This is a genomic window from Teichococcus rhizosphaerae (assembly GCF_002631185.1).
Taxonomy (GTDB): domain Bacteria; phylum Pseudomonadota; class Alphaproteobacteria; order Acetobacterales; family Acetobacteraceae; genus Pseudoroseomonas; species Pseudoroseomonas rhizosphaerae.
On record NZ_PDNU01000004.1, the window covers coordinates 95,990 to 114,428 of the forward strand.

Genomic DNA, 18,439 nt, shown 5'->3' on the forward strand with positions numbered 1-18,439 from the left:
GGCATGGCGGGGCGCGGCACTTCCTCCCCCTTCACGGCTCCGCCGCCCGGCGGCGAGCCGCGGGCCCCGCAGGCCCTGCCGCAGCGGGCCCTGCCACGGCGGGCCTGGCTGCGGCTGGCCGGCGCGGCGGCCCTGCTGCCCGCCCTGCCCTTGCCGCTGCGCGGGCAGCCCAATCCCGCCGGCCTCGTCCCCCCGGGCCTCGTGCCGCCGAACCTCGCACCCGCCGCCACCGCCCCCGCCTCCCTGGCGGCCGACAACGTGACGCTGCTGCTGCCCGGCCCCGAGGGCGGTGCCGCGGCGCTTTGGGCGCGCGGCGTGATGGCGGGGCTGGCGCGCGGCCTGCCGCATGCCGTGGCGCTGCGCGCCACCATCCTGGGCGGGCCGGACGGCGTCACGGCGGCCAACCGCTTCGCCACGCTGGAAGCCGGCGATGGCCGCACCCTGCTGGTATTGCCAGGCCTTGCCGCCCATGCCCGGCTGGTGGGGGAAAGCCGCGCCCAGTTCCAGCCGGAAAGCTGGCTGCCGCTCTGCGTCTCCTGGCAGGGGGCGGTGCTGGCCGGCCACGCTCCCGCCGCCCCTTCCACGCGGCCGCTGCGGCTGGCGCTGCCCGGCCCCGACGCGCCGGAGGCGGCGGCGCTGCTGGCGCTGGACCTGCTGGGCCAGCCCGCCTTGCCCGTCTTCGGCATCGCCGCGGCCGATGCTCCCAGCGCCCTCGCCCAGGGCGCGGCGGATGCCGTGGTGATCGCGGCGCCCGCCGCCGCCGCCCAGGCGCGCCGCCATGGCCTGACCCCCTGGCTGGAGCTGGACACGCCCGGCCGGCGGGAGAACCCCGAGCTTCCCGCCGCCAGCGCCCTGCCCGCGCTCCGCCCCGCCGCGCTGGCCGCGGCGCAGGCGGGCTTCGCGGCGCTGCGGCTGCGCGCGGCGCTGATGCTGCCCGCCCTCACCTCGGCCGACGTGGTCGCCGCCTGGCGCCGTGCCGCCCTGCTCTGGCAGGAGGATGAGGCGCGGCAGCCGGCGGAGACCACCGCCCCCGCCCTGGTGGGCGCCGAGGCGCGCGCCACCATCGCGCCGCTCTGCCCGGCCCCCGACGCGGTGCTGGCCTACCGCGAATGGCTGCTGCGGCGGCTGCGCTGGCAGGCCGGCTGAACCCACGGGCCGCATCCTCAGTGGTAGGTGGCGAGACCCGCCATCACCTGCTCGTTGACCATGATCAGGAAGTCGAGGTCGGGCTGCTCCCGCTCCAGCTCGCGCAGCACGGCGCTGCCCAGCAGCCCGAAGCCGTCCCGCAGCGCCTCGGGCAGCGGGCAGCCGGGGCTGCTCACCGCCAGCAGCACGGCCTGCCACAGCCGGCGCGTGACGCGCACCGCCGCCGCGCGGCGCCCGCTGCCGCCCGACCGCGCCTGCCGTAGCCGCGACACCGCCGCGCGGAACGCCTCGGCCTCCGCCGCGCGGCCTTCCAGGAAGGCGCGCCCCGGGGCGATGCCGCCATCGCGCGCCATCACGCCACCGCCCCCGCCCCTTCGCCGGGGGGAGAGGGGGGGCGGGAGGGAATCGCCGGCTCCGCGTCCCGCAGCACGGCGTCCTCGTGCTGCATGACGCGCCGGACCAGCTTCAGCGCCTGGTAGCACTCGTCCTGCTGGGCCAGCGCCAGGGCGCTTTCCAGCAACTCGCGCACCAGGCCCGAGGTGGTGGCGCCCTGGAACTCGGCGACCAGGTCGCGCGCCAGTTCGAGGCCGCGCTCGCGTTCCTCGTCATTGCCGATATAGGCGGCCTGCAGGGCGAAATAGATGCGCCTGGCCGGCGTGGTGGCGGCCTCGGGCGTCATGATCTGCTTGCCGAAGAGAAAGCGCGCGCGGCTGGTCAGCTCCACCCGGGCACGGTTGCGGAAGCGCAGCGGAGCGCCGTTGACGACCAGCAGATCGCCCTGGCGCAGTTCGAGCACAAGCGTGGACATGAGCAGGCGGTCCTTCGGGGCCCGGGCGCCTGGCGCCGGGCGGATGGCGGGAAAGCTCGGGGCCGCAGGCGGAAGCCGCCGGTGCCGCGCCCATGCGTGCGGGGCTTCAACACATCTCGGGTCCTGCTCCTGGCTCGCGGGGGCTGGCTTCCCCCCTGCCGCCGCCGGTGGTGACGGTGGCTCAATCTGCGATGCAGGACGTTAACAGGGGCTTGAGGCCGCGGGGCGCCGCCGGGCCCTCGCCTTCACGCCTGGCGGAGCAGCATCAGGGCGCCCTGCACGGGGGAGCCCTGTTCCAGGCGCAGCACGTCCCGGCGCTCCGCCACGGCGGCGAGGCCCACCTCGGCGCAGAGCGCGCGCAGGGCCGGCAGTGCGTGGCGGTAGCGCAGGCCGGGGCCGAGCGCGTAGCCGCCCTCCCCCTCCCCCAGCTCGACGCTGAACAGCGCGAGCCCTCCCGGCCGCAGCGCGCCGCGCAGCGCCGCCAGCGCCGGCGCCAGGTCGCCCAGGTAGTTCAGCACGTCGGCCGCGGCGATCAGGTCGAAGGCGGCAGGGTGCCGGGGCAGGAAGTCCAGCAGGTCCGCCTCGTGCAGGGCGGCGTAGCAGCCCTGGCGCGCGGCCTCGGCCAGCATGCGCGGCGAAAGGTCGAGCCCCTCCAGCCGCCGCGCGAAGGGCGCCAGCGCCACCCCCGAAAGCCCGGTGCCGCAGCCGAGGTCGAGCACGTCCAGCGCCGCCGCCGCGGCAATTCCCGAGTCGCGCAGCAGCTCCGCCAGGGCGGCGGGGGTGCGGTAGCCGAGCCGGCCGGTGAGGTCCGCCTCGAAGCGCGGCGCGTACTGGTCGAACAGGTCGCGCACATAGGCGGCGGGGGCGCGCTCCGGCATCGGCGCGCGGCCGAGCGCCGCGAGCAGGAAACGCGCCTGCGCCGCCACCGCCGGGTCCGGCCCGGGGCGCGCCAGCGCCGCCTCGGCCATGCGGATGGCCTCTGGCAGCGCGCCGGCCTCGCGGCAGGCATGGGCCAGGGCCAGCTTCGGCTCGGCGGCGTGGGGCGCCAGCTTCACCGCCTGGCGCAGCGGCGCCAGCGCCGCGCGCGCCTGGCCGAGGCCGCACAGCGCCTGCCCCAGGTTGCGCAGCGCCACCGCGTCATCCGGCCGCCGGGCCAGCGCCGCCCGCAGCGCCGCCACCGCCGGCTCGAGCTCCCCCGCCTCGGCCAGCGCGCCGCCGAGCGAGGCGAGAAACACCGGCGCCTCCGGCCGCAGCGTCACCGCCCGGCGGATGAGCGGCAGGGCGCGCGCCAGCTCGCCACGCTGGCGGTGCAGCGTGCCGAGCAGGTTCAGCGCGTTGGCGTCGTCCGGGCTGCGGGCCAGGAGTTGCGCGTAAAGCGCCTCCGCCTCCTCCAGCGCGCCGGCGGCATGGCGCGCGGCGGCCTGGCGCAGCAGCGCCGCGTCGTCGCTCATGCGCGGCGCGGCCGGTTCAGAACAGCCCCTCGATGCGCCCTTCCGCGTCGAGGCCGATGCTCTCGGCAGCGGGGCGGCGCGGCAGCCCGGGCATGGTCATGATCTCGCCGCAGATGGCGACGACGAAGCCCGCGCCGGCCGAGAGCCGCACCTCGCGCAGCGGCAGCACATGCCCCTCCGGCGCCCCCATCAGCGTGGGATCGGCGCTGAAGGAGTACTGCGTCTTGGCGATGCAGACGGGCACATGGCCGAAGCCCTGCTCCTCGAAGCGCCGCAGCCTCGCCGCCACGGGCGGCGGCACGGAAACGCTGGCGGCGTGGTAGATCTCGCGCGCCACCGTCTCGATCTTCCCCTGCAGCGACATGTGGTCGTTGTAGAGCGGCTCGAAGCTCGCCGTGCCGCCGGCGATGAGCGCCTGCACCGCGCGGGCGAGGTCCGCCGCGCCCGCCGCGCCGTCCGACCAGTGGGTGCAGAGGATGGCCTCGACGCCGAGCGGCCGCACCGCCGCCTGCACCGCCGCGATCTCGGCCGCCGTGTCGCTGGTGAAGCGGTTCAGCGCCACCACCACGGGCAGGCCGAACTTCTGCATGTTCTGCACATGGCGCCGCAGGTTCGCCGCGCCGCGCGTGACGGCGGCGACATCCTCCGCGCCGAGCGCCGACTTCGCCACGCCGCCATGCATCTTCAGCGCCCGCACCGTGGCCACCACCACGCAGGCGGAGGGCGCGAGGCCCGCGCTGCGGCACTTGATGTCGAGGAACTTCTCGGCACCGAGATCGGCGCCGAAGCCGGCTTCCGTCACCACCACGTCGGCGAGCTGCAGCGCCAGGCGCGTGGCGATGACGCTGTTGCAGCCATGCGCGATGTTGGCGAAGGGCCCGCCATGCACCAGCGCCGGGCTGCCCTCCAGCGTCTGCACCAGGTTGGGCGCCAGCGCGTCGCGCAGCAGCGCGGCCATGGCGCCATCGGCCTTCAGGTCGCGCGCCGTGACGTTGCGCCCGTCCCGCGTCTGGCCGACGATGATGCGGCCCAGGCGCTGCTGCAGCTCCTCCAGGTTCTTCGACAGGCAGAACACCGCCATCACCTCGGAGGCCACGGTGATGTCGAAGCCGTCCTCGCGCGGGAAGCCGTTGGGCACGCCGCCCAGCGCCGCGTTCACCTGCCGCAGCGCGCGGTCGTTCATGTCGATGGCGCGGCGCCAGGAAACGCGGCGGGCATCGAGGCCCAGCTCGTTGCCCCAGTAGAGGTGGTTGTCCAGCATCGCCGCCAGCAGGTTGTTCGCGGAGGTGATGGCGTGGAAGTCGCCGGTGAAGTGGAGGTTGATCTCCTCCATCGGCGCCACCTGCGCGCGGCCGCCGCCCGTGGCGCCGCCCTTGACGCCGAAGCAGGGCCCGAGCGAGGGCTCGCGCAGCGCGATCATGGCGCGGGTGCCGAGGCTGTTCAGCGCGTCGCCAAGCCCGATGGTGGTGGTGGTCTTGCCCTCGCCCGCCGCGGTGGGGCTGATGCCGGTGACCAGCACCAGCGCGCCGCGCGGCGCGGCGCCGTCGCGCGCGGTGGCGAATTCCAGCCCGACCTTCGCCTTGTGCCGGCCATAGGGCTCCAGCGCCGCCTCCGGGATGCCGGCGCGCGCCGCGATCTCCTGGATGGGAAGGAGCCGCGCGGCCCGCGCGATGTCGAGGTCGGTCACCATGGAGTCATCCTGCCGGCTTACGGAGGCAACGGCTTATCCGCAGCGTTCCATGCCGGCAAGACAGGCCCGGGCGTCCGGTCCGGCCCGTCCCCCTGGCCAGGGCGGGCGCCGTCATGTCATCGTACCGCCAGAAACAGAACAACACGGAGAAACGTCCATGCGCCGCCGCACACTCGCCGCCCTGCTGGGCGGCCTGCCGCTGCTGCCCGCCTTCCTCGCCCCCGGCTCCGCCGCGCTGGCCCAGCAACCGGCCGCCCAGACCGCCTGGCCCAGCCGCCCCGTCACCATGCTGGTGCCTTTCGTCGCCGGCGGCCCGTCCGACATCGTGGCGCGCGCCATCGCCAATCGCATGAGCCAGACCATCGGCCAGCCCGTGGTGGTGGAGAACCGCGCCGGCGCCAATGGCGAGGTGGCCGGGCGCCTGCTGGCCCGCGCCGAGCCGGATGGCCACACGCTGATGGTGGGCTCGATCGGCGTCTATGCCATCAACGCGGCGCTGCGGCCGGAGCTGGGCTACGACCCGGTGAAGGACTTCACCCCCATCAGCCTCGCCGTCACCACGCCCAACGTGCTGGTGGTGAACCCCGAGAAGGTGCCCGCCAGGACCATGGCCGAGCTGGTGGAATGGCTGAAGGCCAACCCCCGCAAGGCAAGCTACTCCACCAGCGGCGTCGGCTCCTCCGACCAGATGACGGCGGAGCTGTTCAAGCAGCGCACCGGCACGGACGTGGCGCATGTGCCCTATCGCGGCGGCGCCGCGGCGGCGACCGACCTGATCGCCGGCAACGTGCAGATGTCCTTCCAGAACCTCGGCACCGTGGCGGGCCACATCCAGGGCGGGCGGCTGCGCGCGCTGATGGTGACGGATGCGAAGCGCCACCCCGTGCTGCCCGACGTGCCCACCGCCGCCGAGGCGGGGCTGGCGGACTTCGTCGTCACCTCCTGGCAGGCGGTGATGGCGCCGGCCAACATGCCCGCCGCGCTGCGCGACCGCGTCCATGCCGCCGTAGCCGAGGCGCTGCACCACCCGGAGGTGAAGCCGCGGCTGGAGCAGATCGGCCTCATGGTGGTGGGCAACACGCCGGAGGAGTTCGGCCGGTTCCAGCGCGCCGAGATCGCGCGCTGGCGGCAGGTGATCCAGACCGCGGGCATCACCGCCGAGTGAATGATCCAGATCAAGGATCTGGCCGCCCAGCCGACCTATTCCCCTCCACGGCGGCGCCCGCGCCGCCTGGAACGAGAGGTTGGTCGTGAACAAGATGACGCGCGGCGCCCTGATGGGCGCCGCCATGGGTGCCGCCCTGATGGGGGCGCCCGCCCAGGCCCAGGGCCTGATGGGAGAGCTGCCGGGCTTCCGGGGCAAGCAGGCGGGCGACCTGGTGGTGGGCTTCGGCGCCATCGGCGTGCTGCCGCAGAAGGGCGGCCGGGTGGATGCCATCGGCGGCAAGCCGGAAGCCTCCGACACCCTGACCCCGCAGCTCGACCTGACCTACTTCCTCACCTCGAACCTGTCGCTCAACCTCATCGCCGCCACCAGCCGGCATGACGTGTCGGTGCAGGGCTCGGCGCTGGGCGATGTCGATCTCGGCCGGGTCTGGGTGCTGCCGCCCACCCTCACCCTGCAGTTCCACCCGCTGCCCGCCGCGCGCCTCAGCCCCTATGTGGGCGCCGGCGTGAACTACACCGTGTTCTATGGCGAGGGCGGCGGCCGCACCCCTCCGGTGAGCAAGGTGGATGTGGAGAACAGCTGGGGCTGGGCGCTGAACGCCGGCGTGGACTATGCCCTGACCCCGAACTGGGGCCTGAACCTGGACGTGAAGAAGCTGTTCCTGCGCCCGGACGTGTCGGTCAATGGCGGCGCCATCGGCGCCCGCGCCGACCTCGACCCGTGGATCGTGGGCGCGGCGCTGCGCTACCGCTTCTGAGGCACCTCTCCCCGGCTGGCCGGCCCTCGTGCCGGCCGCGCCGGGGCCCCGGCGGTCCGGACCGGGCTACCCGGCCCCGGACCGCAGCGTCACCTGCCGGATTTCCCAGCTTCCCTGGCGCCAGGCCAGGTCGAGCGACAACCCCCCGCCTCCCTCGCGCGGCAGCAATTCCAGCCGCGCCGCGCCCCAGCCCAGCGGCCAGGCGAGGCGCACCGTTCCGGCCGGACCCACCGCCGGGTCGCGCAGCGGCGGCGCGGCGAGCCGGCGCGCTTCCAGCAGCCGCGCCACCGCGGCCGGGTCGCGCGCGCCAGCGGCCAGAGCCGAGGCGAGCCCTCCCAGATAGGGCCGGGAAGCGCCCTGCGCGGTGCCGGCGGGGGCTTCGAACCGCAGCGCGGCCCCGTTCGCCGGAAGGGCGGCCAGCAGCCCCGCGGCGTCGTGGCGGAGCATCAGCCCCATCAGCTGCAGCACGGGCGTGGCAAGCGCCAGCAGCCCCGCCAGCCCTCCAGCCGCAAGCCAGACCGCCAGCCGCCGCCCTGGCGCCACCTGTTCCCCGGGCTGTTCCCTGGGCGCCACCTGTTCCCCGGGCAGCACGCCTTCCCCTCGCGCCATCCGCTCCGCCGGGGCCGGCTCGGCGGGGCCAGGGTCCCGGCTGCGGGCCTCATAGGCATCCCATGCCTCGTCCCACGGATCCGCGCTCGGCATGCGAAAAGCCCCTTCCCTTTCCGGCCTGGCCCGCCGCTCCCGCCCCTCAGGCCGAAAGGGCGACGTGCCAGCCGCCCGTCTCGTTTTTGAGATTATCCGGAGGCGGCTTGCTCAACCGTTAACGGAAGATGGGCAGCGGACGAAAAACGGATGGGGCACGGCGCCGGGCACCGCCACCCCGTGCCACCGCCCCGCTCAGGCGTAGCGCGCCAGCCCCTGCTCCAGCGCGCCCAGGGCGCTGGCCATGGCCTCCTTCATCGACTCGGCCAGCGCCTCCGGCGGCAGCGGGCGCTGCGGCGGGAGCAGCGCCGTGCCGCGGATGGCGAGCTGGGTGAGAAGCTGCGCATCGCCGCCCGTCTCGCGCAGCAGCACCACGGAGAGCCCGGCCACCGCCTCGCCCTTCTCCAGATCGGCATGCAGCGCCGTCAGCTCGCTCTCCAGCACCAGATCGGGGCTGACGCGGCTGCCGGTGGCCACCACGCCGTTGAACAGGCCGGAGGCGGAAAGCCAGCGGCGCATCGCCTCCTCGGCCAGCTCCACCGGCGGCGCGCTCCATTCGGCGTAGAAATCGACCGAGACGGTGCCGTCCTCGCGCAGCGTGCGCAGGCCGCGCGTGTCCTGGCCGGGGGCCGCGCGCATCAGCCGCACCTGCAGCACCCGCCCGCGTCCGCGCCGGCCCGGCGGGCCATCCCGCCGCGGATCGAGCGGGAAGCGCTTGGTCTCGACATAGGGCCGCTCGGGGATGACGCTGCAGGCGCCCAGGGGCAGCGAAGCCAGCGCAGGCAGGGCCAGGAGCAGCAGGCGTCGGTTCATGCGGGGGGCTCTCATCAGCGGTTGGCGGGCGGCGGCGGCGGCGCGCCGAAGATGGCCTGGCCGGGGGCGCGGCGCAGCGTCTCGGTGGTGTCGCGCAAATTGCTCACCACGGCGCGCAGGTCGCGCAGGATCGGCGCGAGGTCGGCATTGGTGTCCTGCGTGGTGTTGCGCGCCGCCCGCGCCGTCTGCTCCAGCGCGCCGATGACGGCGGGCAGCCGGGTCAGGGCGCGGCGCATCTCCTCGGTGGCGGCGCCGGTGTTGGCCAGCGCCTCGCGGATCTCGGGGCCGGCGAAGGTGGTGCGCAGGTCGGCCGCCACGCCGCGCAGCTCGGCCACCATGGCGGGCACGTCGGAGCTCTGCACCACCTGGCGCAGCAGCGCCATGGTCTGCGCCGCCTCGGCCAGAAGGTGAGCGAAGTCGCCTTCGTCCACCTGGGTGCGCAGGGTGCGGACAATGCCGCTGACATCGTCCAGCAGCTGCTCCAGCGGCGCCTGCTGGATGCGGGACAGGATGGCCTCCGCCGCGTTCTGCACCTGCGCCACGGTGGAGGGCATGGAGGGCACCACCGGGTAGTCCGGCTCCCAGGGCACCTCGCGCGGCGGGAATCGCTCGGGGCTGACGAAGTCCAGCTCGATATAGGCGACGCCGGTGATGCCCTGGCTGGAAAGCCGGGCGCGCAGCCCGCGCTCCACCGAGCGCATGGCCTGCTCCTGGCTGCGCACCGTCGCCTTGGCGGGGTCCAGCGACAGGCGGACCAGCACGAGCTGGAAGGCCTCCAGCGCCGCGTTGCGGCTGCTCGGCGGGTATTCGGCGTTGACCAGACCGACCTGGCTCACCTGCCCGATCTGCACGCCGCGGTAGCGCACCGGCGCGCCCACCTCGAGGCCGGTGACGCTTTCCTCCAGGTAGGTTTCGAAGACGATGCTCTGCCGGCCGAAGCCGCCGCCCGTCAGGAACAGCAGGAAGCCGAGGCCAAGCGCCAGCCCGACCAGGATCAGGGCGCCGACGCGGACATAGAGGCTGCTGGAACTCGCCATGGTGTCAGGCCGCCTCCCGGCGGAAGAAGGCGCGCACGGTCGGGTGCGTCGCGTGGTCGCGCAGCGCGCGGGGGTCGCCCTCGGCGATCATGCCCTTGGCCTGCTTGTCCAGCATGATGCAACGGTCGCCAATGGCCAGGATGCTCTGCAATTCGTGGGTCACGACGATGAAGGTGGTCCCGAGGTCGCGCGCGAGGTCTCGGATCAGCTGGTCGAGGCCCGCGGAGGTGATGGGGTCGAGCCCGGCCGAGGGCTCGTCGAGGAACAGCAGCGGCGGGTCGAGCGCCATGGCGCGGGCGATGCCGGCGCGCTTGGCCATGCCGCCCGAGATCTCCGCCGGCAGCCTGTCGGCCGCGTCCGACAGGCCGACGAGGCCGAGCTTGACGCGCGCCACCTCCTCGCGCGCCGCGCGCGGCAGGCGGGTGTGCTCCTCGAGCGGCAGCATCACGTTCTCCAGCAGCGTCATGCTGCCGAACAGCGCGCCGGACTGCCACATGACGCCGATGCGCGAGAGCAGCTCGCGCCGCTCCTGGCCGCGCGCCGCGCCCAGGTCCTCGCCCAGGATGCGGATCTCGCCCCCGGTCGGCCGGTGCAGGCCGATCAGCAGCTTCAACAGGGTGGACTTGCCGGAGCCCGAGCCGCCGAGGATGACGAACACCTCGCCCTGGCGCACCTCGAAGGTGACGTCGCGGAACAGCACGTTGTCGCCGAAGGCCATGGTCACGCCGCGCGCGCCGACCACGGCGGGGGCGTCCGCCCTTCCCGCCGCGTCCCGCATGGTCCCCTCCATCCCGGCTGCGTCCTTTCCGGTCACGTCCTGCCCGGTCACGTCCTGCCCGGTCACGTCCCCTCCGGTGACTTCCATGCCGGCCATGCTCACCATCCCAGCCGGTAGAACAGCACGGCGAACAGGCCGTCCAGCACCACGGTGGCGACGATGCCGCCGACCACCGCCTGGGTGGCGGCATCCCCCACCGCGCGCGGGCCGCGCCCGGCGCCGAGCCCCGCGCGGCAGCCGATGCCGGCGATGACGAGGCCGAACACCGCCGCCTTGAACAGCCCGCCCAGCAGCGAGCCCAGTGTGAGCCACTCGGAAAGCTGGTTCAGCACCAGGGCCGCGGGGAAGCCCAGCGTGCCCATCACCACCCCCATGCCGAACAGCCCGGTGAGGTTCACCAGCAGCGCCAGCACCGGCATCACCAGCAGCGCCGCCGCCAGCCGCGGCAGCACCAGCATGCTGACGGGGTCCACCCCCATGATCCGCAGCGCGTCCACCTCCTCGTTCACCGTCATGGTGCCAAGCTCGGCCGCATAGGCCGAGCCGGTGCGGCCGGCGACGATGATGGCGGCGATCAGCGGCCCCAGCTCGCGGATCAGCGAGATGCCGACCAGAGGCGGGATGAAGATCTCGGCGCCGAACTGCCGCATCGGGATGGAGGACTGGAAGGCCAGGATGACGCCGATCAGCGTGCCCAGCAGGATCGCCAGCGGAAAGGCGCGCAGCCCGGCCTCGTCCAAGTGGCGCATCAGGTCGGCCAGGCGCAGGCGGCGGGGCTGCGGCACCACGGCCAGCCCCATCAGCACCGTCTCGCCGAGGAAGCCCGTGGAGGCGCGAAGGCGGCGCAGCCCGCCCACCGCCCAGGCGCCGACGCGGCCCACAAAAGGCAGCGGCCTGGGCGCTGCGGCCGGGCGCGGTGCCTCCAGCGCGGCCCGCGCCCGCTGAAGCACGGCGGCGACCGGCGGGCTGGCGCCCTCCACCCGCACGCCCTCCACCCGCACGCCCTCCGCCCGCACGCCTTCCGCCCCGGCACCCCCGCCTTTCCTGCCGGCCGCCGCCTCAGCGGCTCCGCCAGCGCCTGTCCCAGCGGCTCCGCCGCCCATCCCTTCAGCGGCTCCGCCGCCCATTCCTTCAGCGGCTCCGCCGCCGGCCACCGCCGCGCCGCGCAGCACCAGGGCGGCGCCCGTGGTGTCGAGCGCGGTGACGCCGGACAGGTCGAGCCGGCGGGCACCGCGCGCGGCCTTGAGCAGCGGCTCCCAGAGCCTTCCCACCTGCCGCGTCGTGAGCGGCCCGTGCAGCCGCAGCGTGTCGCCCTGACGGTCGAAGCCCGCCTGTTCTGCCTGGTCCGTCATGCGGTGCAGCAAATAGGCGAGCGGGAGCGGAATTTTAAGGCCTTCCTCACGCGGGCATCTCCCGCTCCATCCCTTCGAGGCTGTCCAGCGCGGCGCGCGCCGCCCATTCGCCGCTTTCCCAAGCGCCCCCCACCGTGGCGGCGAGGCGCGGGTGGCAGGCCTCGCCGGCGAAGCAGAGGCGGCCGCCCGCCAGCGGCTCGCCGAGCACGCGCCGCGCCGAGGCCCGGCCGGGGCGGGCATGGGAATAGGCGCCGCGCGCGAAGGGATCGTTGCCCCAGTCGCTGGCGAGCATGGGCATGCCGGCCAGCGCCGCGCCAGCACGCGCGCCGAAGGCATGGCGCAGCTCGGCGCGGGCCAGCGCCTCCAGGGCGCGCGGCCCCTCGCGGCTGGCCTCCCAGGCGGCGGGGCCGCCGAGGAAGCCCATCAGGTGGTCATGCCCGAAAGGCCAGGCGATGAAGCTCATCGCCGCCTCGTCCTCCGTTTCCACCCGCCGCTCCAGCCCGGTGAAGGGGGCGAGACCCAGGCGGTCCTCCCCCGCCGCGCGCAGGCCGACCTTGTTCAGCAGGCCGAGCGGCAGGTCATGCGCCGCCTGCCCGGTCCGGTGCGGCAGGGGCGGGTCGAAGCGCGGCGCGCCGGCGGCGATCAGGGAAGTGGGAATGGTGACGATGGCGGCGCGGGCGGCGACGCGGCCGAAGGCGCCCTCCGCCACCACCCCCGGCCCGCCCCAGCGCAGCCGCTCCACCACCGCGCCATAGGCGATGGGCAGGCCGGCGGCGAAGCCGGACAGGAAGCTCCCCAGCCCCTGCGGCAGCAGCCAGTTCGGCGCATCGAGCTGGGTATCGAGGAAGTCCCGCAGGTCCATCTCCGCCAGCCGCGCGGCGCAGATCACCGGGCCTTCCCAATGCGCCACCGTGGCATCCCAGGCGCCGCCGCGCGGAGCGAAGTCGGCGGCCGAGGCATCGGGTGGCGCGTCGGCCAGGGCGGCGCGGAGCCGGGCGTGGAAGGCGGCGTAGGTGGCGTCATAGGCGGCCGTCTCCGCCTCGCTCGCCGGGCGGCGGGCGATCAGGCAGAGGGAATGGCGCACCGCGTCGTGGTCGAAGGGCGCGGCGCCGCCGGCGAGCGGCGCCAGCGGGTTGTCATGCGCCTGGTGCAGCCAGGTGGCGCCCAGGTCGAAGGGGGCGCCCAGCGTGGCGGCGTCGGTCCAGGCGCGGCCGCCGGGCCGGCCGCGCGCCTCCAGCACCTGCACGCTCCGCCCGGCGGCCATGGCGGCGCGCGCCGCGGCGAGGCCGGCGGCGCCGGCCCCCACCACCAGGATGTCGGGATCGGCCATGGGAGGCGTGCTCAGCCGCCGCGCATCCGGCCCCAGGCGGCGCGGCCACGGCCGAGCGAGATGGCATCGGCCACCTCGTTCGGCACCACGCGCTTGCCCACCGGGAAGATGGCGGCACCCGCCAGCTTCAGATGCGCCCAGGCCAGCGGCAGGCCGATGATGGTGACCGCCATCGCCGCCGCCAGCGTCAGGTGCGAGATGCACAGCCAGATGCCGGCCAGCAGGAACCAGACGAGGTTGGCCAGCAGCCCGAGCGGCCCGGTGCCGATGGAGCCGACGCCGGTCAGGTCCTCGCGCGAGACGAGGCTGCGGCCGAAGGGGAGGAAGCTGTAGCTCGCCATGGTCACGCAGGCGCGGGCCCAGGGAATGCCGATGATGGTGACGGTCATCAGCACCGCGGCCAGCAGCCACATCGCCGCCGTGACGAAGCCGAGGGCGAAGACGTTCCACAGGATGTTCAGCAGCAGCGCCAATTCGTTCTCCATCGGGTTCCCGCTGCGGCAATGCCGGGCGGAGGCGCCGGGTTGCCCCACCCCGGAAGCGGGGTGACAGGCCGGGCCGGCGGTCGCACACTGGCCTCCATATGGGGTCGGTCCAGGGCGATCGCAGCGGAGGAAGCAGGAGATGGCGGAACAGGATGCCAGGATGCGGCCGCACGCCGCGCATTGGGGCGCCTTCCAGGCCGGCTGGAAGGACGGCGCGCTGGTGGTCGAGCCGCATCCGGCGGATCCCGACCCCTCGCCGATCTTACAAAATTTCCCAGACGCGCTGCGCCACAGGGCGCGCATCACCCAGCCCATGGTGCGGCGCGGCTGGCTGGAGCGCGGCCCCGGCCCGAGCGACGCGCGCGGGCGGGACGCGTTCGTCCCCGTCTCCTGGGAGCGGGCGCTGGCGCTGCTGGCGGGCGAGCTGGCCCGGGTGCGGGACGCGCACGGCCCGCAGGCGGTGTTCGGCGGCTCCTATGGCTGGGCCAGCGCCGGGCGCTTCCACCATGCGCAGAGCCAGATCCACCGTTTCCTCAACATCGCGCTCGGCGGCTATGTGCGGTCGGTGAACAGCTACAGCGCCGGCGCCTCGGCGGTGATCATCCCGCACATCCTGGGGCCGTTCGAGGCCGTCACGCGCCGCAACGTCACCTGGGAGCAGGTCGTGGAGCACACCGGGCTGGTGCTCTCCTTCGGCGGCATGGCGGTGAAGAACAGCGCGGTGGCCAGCGGCGGCGTCAGCCGGCATGTCGAGCGCGGCGCGATGGCCGCCGCCGCCGCGCGCGGTGCCCGCTTCGTGCTGATCGGCCCGCTGAGGGACGACCTGCCGGAGGAGGCGGGCGCCGAGTGGCTGCCCATCACCCCCGGCACCGACACGGCGCTGATGCTGGGCATGGCGCACACCCTGCTGGCCGAGGGGCTGCACGACACCGCCTTCCTGGCCACCCACTGCACCGGCTGGGAGCGCTTCGCCCCCTACCTGACCGGCGCCGCCGACGGCCAGCCGAAGGACGCCGCCTGGGCCAGCGCGATCTGCGGCGTGCCGGCGGAGAGCATCCGCCAGCTGGCGCGGGACGCCGCGGCCAGCCGCACGCTGATCAGCATGGCCCATTCCCTCCAGCGCGCCGAGCATGGCGAGCAGCCGGTGTGGATGGGCGCGGTGCTGGCGGCCATGCTGGGGCAGATCGGCCTGCCCGGCGGCGGCTACAACTACGCGCTCGGCGCCATCGCCCATTACGGCAAGCGCGCCAACGCCGTGCCGATCGCCAGCCTGCCGCAGGGGAAGAACGGGGTGCGGGACTTCATCCCCGTCGCCCGCGTCAGCGACATGCTGCTGAACCCCGGTGCGCCCTTCGACTACAACGGCCAGCGCCTCGCCTATCCCGGCATCCGGCTGGTCTACTGGGCGGGCGGCAACCCGTTCCACCACCACCAGGACCTCAACCGCCTGCGCCGCGCCTTCGCCGGCATCGACACGCTGGTGGTGCATGAGAGCGCCTGGACCGCCACCGCCAAGCACGCTGACATCGTGCTGCCCGCCACCATGTCGCTGGAGCGGGAGGACATCGCCGGCTCGCCCAACGACCCGCTGCTGGTGGCCATGCACAAGCTGGCCGAACCTGTGGGCGAGGCGCGGGACGACTACGCCATCTTCGCCGGCCTCGCCGCGCGGCTGGGCTGCGAGGCGGCCTTCACCGAGGGGCGGGACGCGCGGGGCTGGCTGCGCCACCTCTACGAGCAGACCCGCGAGGCCATGGCCGCCCGCGGCGAGCCGGCGCCGGATTTCGAGGAATTCTGGCGGGTGGGCGAGCTGGCCCTGCCCCAGGCGCCGGACGATGGCGGCATCCTGCGCGCCTTCCGCGAGGACCCGGCGGCCAACCCGCTGCCGACGCCGAGCGGGCGGATCGAGATCTTCTCCGAGACCATCGCGGGCTTCGGCTATGCCGACTGCCCCGGCCACCCCGCCTGGCTCGCCCCCACCGATGTGCCGGCCGCAGGCAGCCCGCTCTGGCTGGTGGCCAACCAGCCGGCCACGCGCCTGCACAGCCAGCTCGACTTCGGCGGCACCAGCGCCGGCGCCAAGCGGCGCGGGCGGGAGGTGATGCGCATCCACCCCAAGGACGCCGCCGCGCGCGGCATCGCCGAGGGCGACATCGTGCGGCTGCACAACGCGCGCGGTGCCTGCCTCGCCGCCGCCTCGCTGAGCGACGCCGTCATGCCGGGCGTGGTGCAGCTCGCCACCGGCGCCTGGTACGACCCGGCGGACCCGGCGGAGGACAACCCGCTCTGCGTCCACGGCAACCCGAACGTGCTGACGCGCGATGCCGGCACCTCCAGCCTGGCGCAGGGCTGCACGGGGCAGCTCACCACGCTGGAGGTGGAGAGGTTCGCCGGCAACCTGCCGCCGGTGCGGGCCTGGGACCCGCCGGGGGCGGAGGCGCTGGCGGCGGAATAGGAGCAAGGAAGGGGGTAAGGATCCCCGGCCGGCCCCCGCCCCTTTGCCAGCGGTTCGGGGCCGGCGCTCTCAGGGGCGGTGGATGTCGTGCACCTGGATGCCGCTGCCGGGCTCGGGCATGGCCAGCCACTGGCCGTGCTGCAGCGTGGCGCGGGTGTCCTCCAGGCCGCTCTGCCAGTGGGCGTGCATGGTGGCGGTGGAGAACTCGTAGTCCTTGGCCTGCCCCTCATGGGCCTGCTGCTGGTAGATCAGCTGCAGGATCACCACCTCCGGCATCCGCTCCAGCCGCTGCTTCAGGGCGCGCTGGCCGGCATCCAGCCGCTCCGGCGGCACCAGCTCCAGGGCGCGCCTCAGCTCCATCTCCAGGTCGCGGAACTTGCGGTAGGCATCGGTCACCAGCCGGGTGCGGCTGCTGTAGCGGATGTCCTTCTCGCGCGACATCACGGCGGGCATGGACCGCGGCACCATCCCCCGCGCGCTGAACAGGTCCACCTGGAAGGCCAGGGTGTTGCGCCCCTCCAGGTTCTCCAGCAGGTGTTGCAGCGGCGTGTTGGAGACGAGGCCGCCATCCCAGAACCAGTCCGTGCCCACCTGCACCATGGGCAGGGCGGGCGGCAGCGCGCCGGAGGCCATGATGTGCGCCTCGGTGATGCGCATCCGGCCGCTGTCGAAGAAGGCGAAGTTGCCGCTGGCCACGTTCACCGCCCCCACCGAGAAGCGGGTGGCGCCGTCGTTCAGCAGGTCGAAGTCCACCAGCGCGCGCAGCGTCTCGCGCAGGGGCGCGCTGTCGTAGAAGGCGGTGGCGGTGCGCGCGCCCGGCAGGGAGAACCAGGGGTTCGGGTGGTTGGGCGTGAAGAAGCCGGGCTGGCCCTGCAGCATGGTCAGCGCCGCCGAGGCCTCGTGCCGCCACTGGCGGAACAGGTCGCCATCCGGCAGCGCCAGCGGCCAGATGCGGTCGCTCGTCACCCGGTCCCAGAAGGCGCGCAGGGCGGCGACGCGCTTTCCCGGAGGGTTCCCGGCGATCAGCGCGCCGTTGATGGCGCCGATCGAGACGCCGGCGATCCAGTCCAGCGCCACGCCCGCCTCGTCGAGCGCCTCATAGACGCCCGCCTGGTAGGCGCCGAGCGCGCCGCCGCCCTGAAGCACCAGGGCCACCCGCCGGCACCTCTCGGGCCGCCACGGGTCGCCGGGGCGGAAGCCGTGCCGGTCCAGCCCGGAACGGGGCGGCTCTGCTGCATCCATGGGGCTCTCCTCCGTCGCGGTCGCCCCACAGATGAGGGCCACCCGCGCCGCCGCCAAGCCCCAGCCGCGCCGGGCAGGCCGGCCAGGGCGAGGCCCGCGCGCGGGCGGCGCGGCTCAGAGCTTCAGGCCGAGCCGCTCGACCATCGCCTTCTCCTCGGCGTTCGTCTTCTGGGCGAAGGCGGCGTATTCCTCGGGGCCCATGTAGATCACCGGCATGTCGTAGCGGTCGAGGATGGCGACATGCTTGGGGTCGTTCACCGCCACGCGGAAGGCCTCGTCCAGCACCTTCACCACCGCCGGGTCCATGCCCTTCGGCCCCGCGACGCCATAGGGCGAGGTGGAGACGAGGTCGATGCCGCTCTCCTTCAGCGTCGGCGTGTCGGGGAAGCGCTTGGCGCGCGAGGGGCCCCAGGTGACGAGCAGCTTCGCCCGGCCGTCCCTCACCATCTCGGCCCAGCCGGAGCTGTCCACCAGCGCATGGGTCTGGCCGCTGAGCAGCGAGGTCAGGTTCTCGGCGAAGCCGCGGAAGGGCACGTGAATCCACTCCACCCCCTTCTGCCCGGCGATCTGCTCCATGGTGATGTGCAGCGAGGTGCCGACGCCCGGCGTGCCGTAGGTGTACTTGCCCGGATCCTTCTTCGAGGCGGCGATGAACTCGTCGAAGGTGTTCCAGGGCGCGTCGGCCCGGACCACCACGCCGAACAGGTAGCCGGTCAGCTGGCTGACCCAGGTGAAGTCCTTCATCGGGTCGAAGGGCGGGCGCGCCGCCATGTGCGGGTAGCGGAACACGCTGATCGGCATCTGGGACAGGGTGTAGCCGTCCGGCTTCTCGTTCAGCAGCGCCTGCGCGCCGAGGATACCGCCGGCGCCCGAGCGGTTCTCCACCACCACGGGCTGGCCGAGCTTGGCCGACGCGCTCTCGCACAGGGCACGCATCTGGATGTCCGTGGTGCCGCCCGCCCCCCAGGGCACGAGCATGCGGATGGGACGGCTGGGAAAGCCGGACTGCGCCAGGGCTGGGCGGGCGAGTGTGCCGGCGGCGCCGAGGGTGGCGCCAAGGGCGCCCAGGGACAGCGCCGCCCGACGGGTCAGTGTAGCCATTCTTGATGTTCCTCCAGTCTTCTGCGCCATTTGTGGGGCGAGGCTTCGGGTGGTAACTTCCCAAAAATCCCCAGGGCAGGCAACTCCACCCCTCGGCACAGCGCGGAAATTCCTCAACCGTTGC

At 74.3% G+C, this 18,439-nt stretch carries 17 protein-coding genes; 4 read left to right on the top strand and 13 right to left on the bottom strand.

The window, feature by feature from the left end; genetic code table 11:
- Positions 1-3: 3 nt before the first annotated feature.
- The gene (locus CR162_RS04770) at positions 4-1,146 is read left to right on the top strand and encodes a hypothetical protein (RefSeq protein WP_099094394.1); all 1,143 of its coding nucleotides are present in this window, start codon (positions 4-6) and stop codon (positions 1,144-1,146) included.
- 17 nt (positions 1,147-1,163) lie between these two features.
- Here the strand turns inward: CR162_RS04770 and CR162_RS04775 are convergent, their stop codons facing one another.
- From CR162_RS04775 to CR162_RS04790, 4 genes are all read right to left on the bottom strand, one after another.
- The gene (locus tag CR162_RS04775; protein WP_099094395.1) at positions 1,164-1,499 is read right to left on the bottom strand and encodes a flagellar biosynthesis regulator FlaF; all 336 of its coding nucleotides are present in this window, start codon (positions 1,497-1,499) and stop codon (positions 1,164-1,166) included.
- On the bottom strand, positions 1,499-1,954 hold the full coding sequence (locus CR162_RS04780; protein WP_099094396.1) for a flagellar biosynthesis repressor FlbT: 456 nt from the start codon (positions 1,952-1,954) through the stop codon (positions 1,499-1,501). Before CR162_RS04780 ends, CR162_RS04775 begins: the two co-directional genes overlap by 1 nt.
- Positions 1,955-2,199: 245 nt before the next feature.
- Positions 2,200-3,405: a methyltransferase domain-containing protein gene (locus CR162_RS04785; RefSeq protein ID WP_099094397.1), complete on the bottom strand. Its 1,206-nt coding sequence runs from the start codon at positions 3,403-3,405 to the stop codon at positions 2,200-2,202.
- 16 nt (positions 3,406-3,421) lie between these two features.
- Positions 3,422-5,095, bottom strand: a complete 1,674-nt coding sequence (locus tag CR162_RS04790; RefSeq protein ID WP_099094398.1) for a formate--tetrahydrofolate ligase — start codon at positions 5,093-5,095, stop codon at positions 3,422-3,424.
- A gap of 157 nt (positions 5,096-5,252) precedes the next feature.
- On the opposite strand from CR162_RS04790, the gene CR162_RS04795 reads away from it, so the two are divergent.
- Positions 5,253-6,260: a Bug family tripartite tricarboxylate transporter substrate binding protein gene (locus CR162_RS04795; RefSeq protein WP_099094399.1), complete on the top strand. Its 1,008-nt coding sequence runs from the start codon at positions 5,253-5,255 to the stop codon at positions 6,258-6,260.
- Between the two features lie 94 nt (positions 6,261-6,354).
- Positions 6,355-7,020 (top strand): OmpW/AlkL family protein, encoded by a 666-nt coding sequence (locus CR162_RS04800; protein WP_176559727.1) that lies wholly within the window; start codon positions 6,355-6,357, stop codon positions 7,018-7,020.
- A gap of 66 nt (positions 7,021-7,086) precedes the next feature.
- On the opposite strand, the gene CR162_RS04805 is transcribed toward CR162_RS04800, so the two are convergent.
- The 7 genes from CR162_RS04805 to CR162_RS04840 form a co-directional block, all read right to left on the bottom strand.
- Complete coding sequence (locus CR162_RS04805; protein ID WP_099094400.1) at positions 7,087-7,722, bottom strand: hypothetical protein; 636 nt, start codon at positions 7,720-7,722, stop codon at positions 7,087-7,089.
- Positions 7,723-7,917: 195 nt separating this feature from the next.
- Positions 7,918-8,535, bottom strand: a complete 618-nt coding sequence (locus tag CR162_RS04810) for an ABC-type transport auxiliary lipoprotein family protein (RefSeq protein WP_099094401.1) — start codon at positions 8,533-8,535, stop codon at positions 7,918-7,920.
- Positions 8,536-8,549: 14 nt separating this feature from the next.
- The gene (locus CR162_RS04815; protein WP_099094402.1) at positions 8,550-9,572 is read right to left on the bottom strand and encodes an MlaD family protein; all 1,023 of its coding nucleotides are present in this window, start codon (positions 9,570-9,572) and stop codon (positions 8,550-8,552) included.
- A 4-nt stretch (positions 9,573-9,576) separates the two neighbouring features.
- The gene (locus CR162_RS04820) at positions 9,577-10,362 is read right to left on the bottom strand and encodes an ABC transporter ATP-binding protein (RefSeq protein WP_099094448.1); all 786 of its coding nucleotides are present in this window, start codon (positions 10,360-10,362) and stop codon (positions 9,577-9,579) included.
- A gap of 86 nt (positions 10,363-10,448) precedes the next feature.
- A complete protein-coding gene (locus CR162_RS04825; RefSeq protein WP_245870127.1) occupies positions 10,449-11,702 on the bottom strand; it encodes an ABC transporter permease in 1,254 nt (417 codons plus the stop codon).
- A gap of 46 nt (positions 11,703-11,748) precedes the next feature.
- Positions 11,749-13,032: a flavin monoamine oxidase family protein gene (locus CR162_RS04835; protein WP_099094403.1), complete on the bottom strand. Its 1,284-nt coding sequence runs from the start codon at positions 13,030-13,032 to the stop codon at positions 11,749-11,751.
- An 11-nt stretch (positions 13,033-13,043) separates the two neighbouring features.
- Positions 13,044-13,517, bottom strand: a complete 474-nt coding sequence (locus CR162_RS04840) for a YccF domain-containing protein (RefSeq protein WP_099094404.1) — start codon at positions 13,515-13,517, stop codon at positions 13,044-13,046.
- 139 nt (positions 13,518-13,656) lie between these two features.
- Here CR162_RS04840 and CR162_RS04845 point away from each other — a divergent pair, with 139 nt between their 5' ends.
- Entirely contained in the window at positions 13,657-15,972 is a 2,316-nt protein-coding gene (locus CR162_RS04845; RefSeq protein ID WP_099094405.1) for a molybdopterin guanine dinucleotide-containing S/N-oxide reductase, read from the top strand.
- Positions 15,973-16,041: 69 nt separating this feature from the next.
- Here the strand turns inward: CR162_RS04845 and CR162_RS04850 are convergent, their stop codons facing one another.
- Both CR162_RS04850 and CR162_RS04855 read right to left on the bottom strand, forming a co-directional pair.
- Entirely contained in the window at positions 16,042-17,214 is a 1,173-nt protein-coding gene (locus CR162_RS04850; protein WP_099094406.1) for a patatin-like phospholipase family protein, read from the bottom strand.
- A 114-nt stretch (positions 17,215-17,328) separates the two neighbouring features.
- On the bottom strand, positions 17,329-18,315 hold the full coding sequence (locus CR162_RS04855; protein ID WP_099094407.1) for a Bug family tripartite tricarboxylate transporter substrate binding protein: 987 nt from the start codon (positions 18,313-18,315) through the stop codon (positions 17,329-17,331).
- Positions 18,316-18,439: the final 124 nt, after the last annotated feature.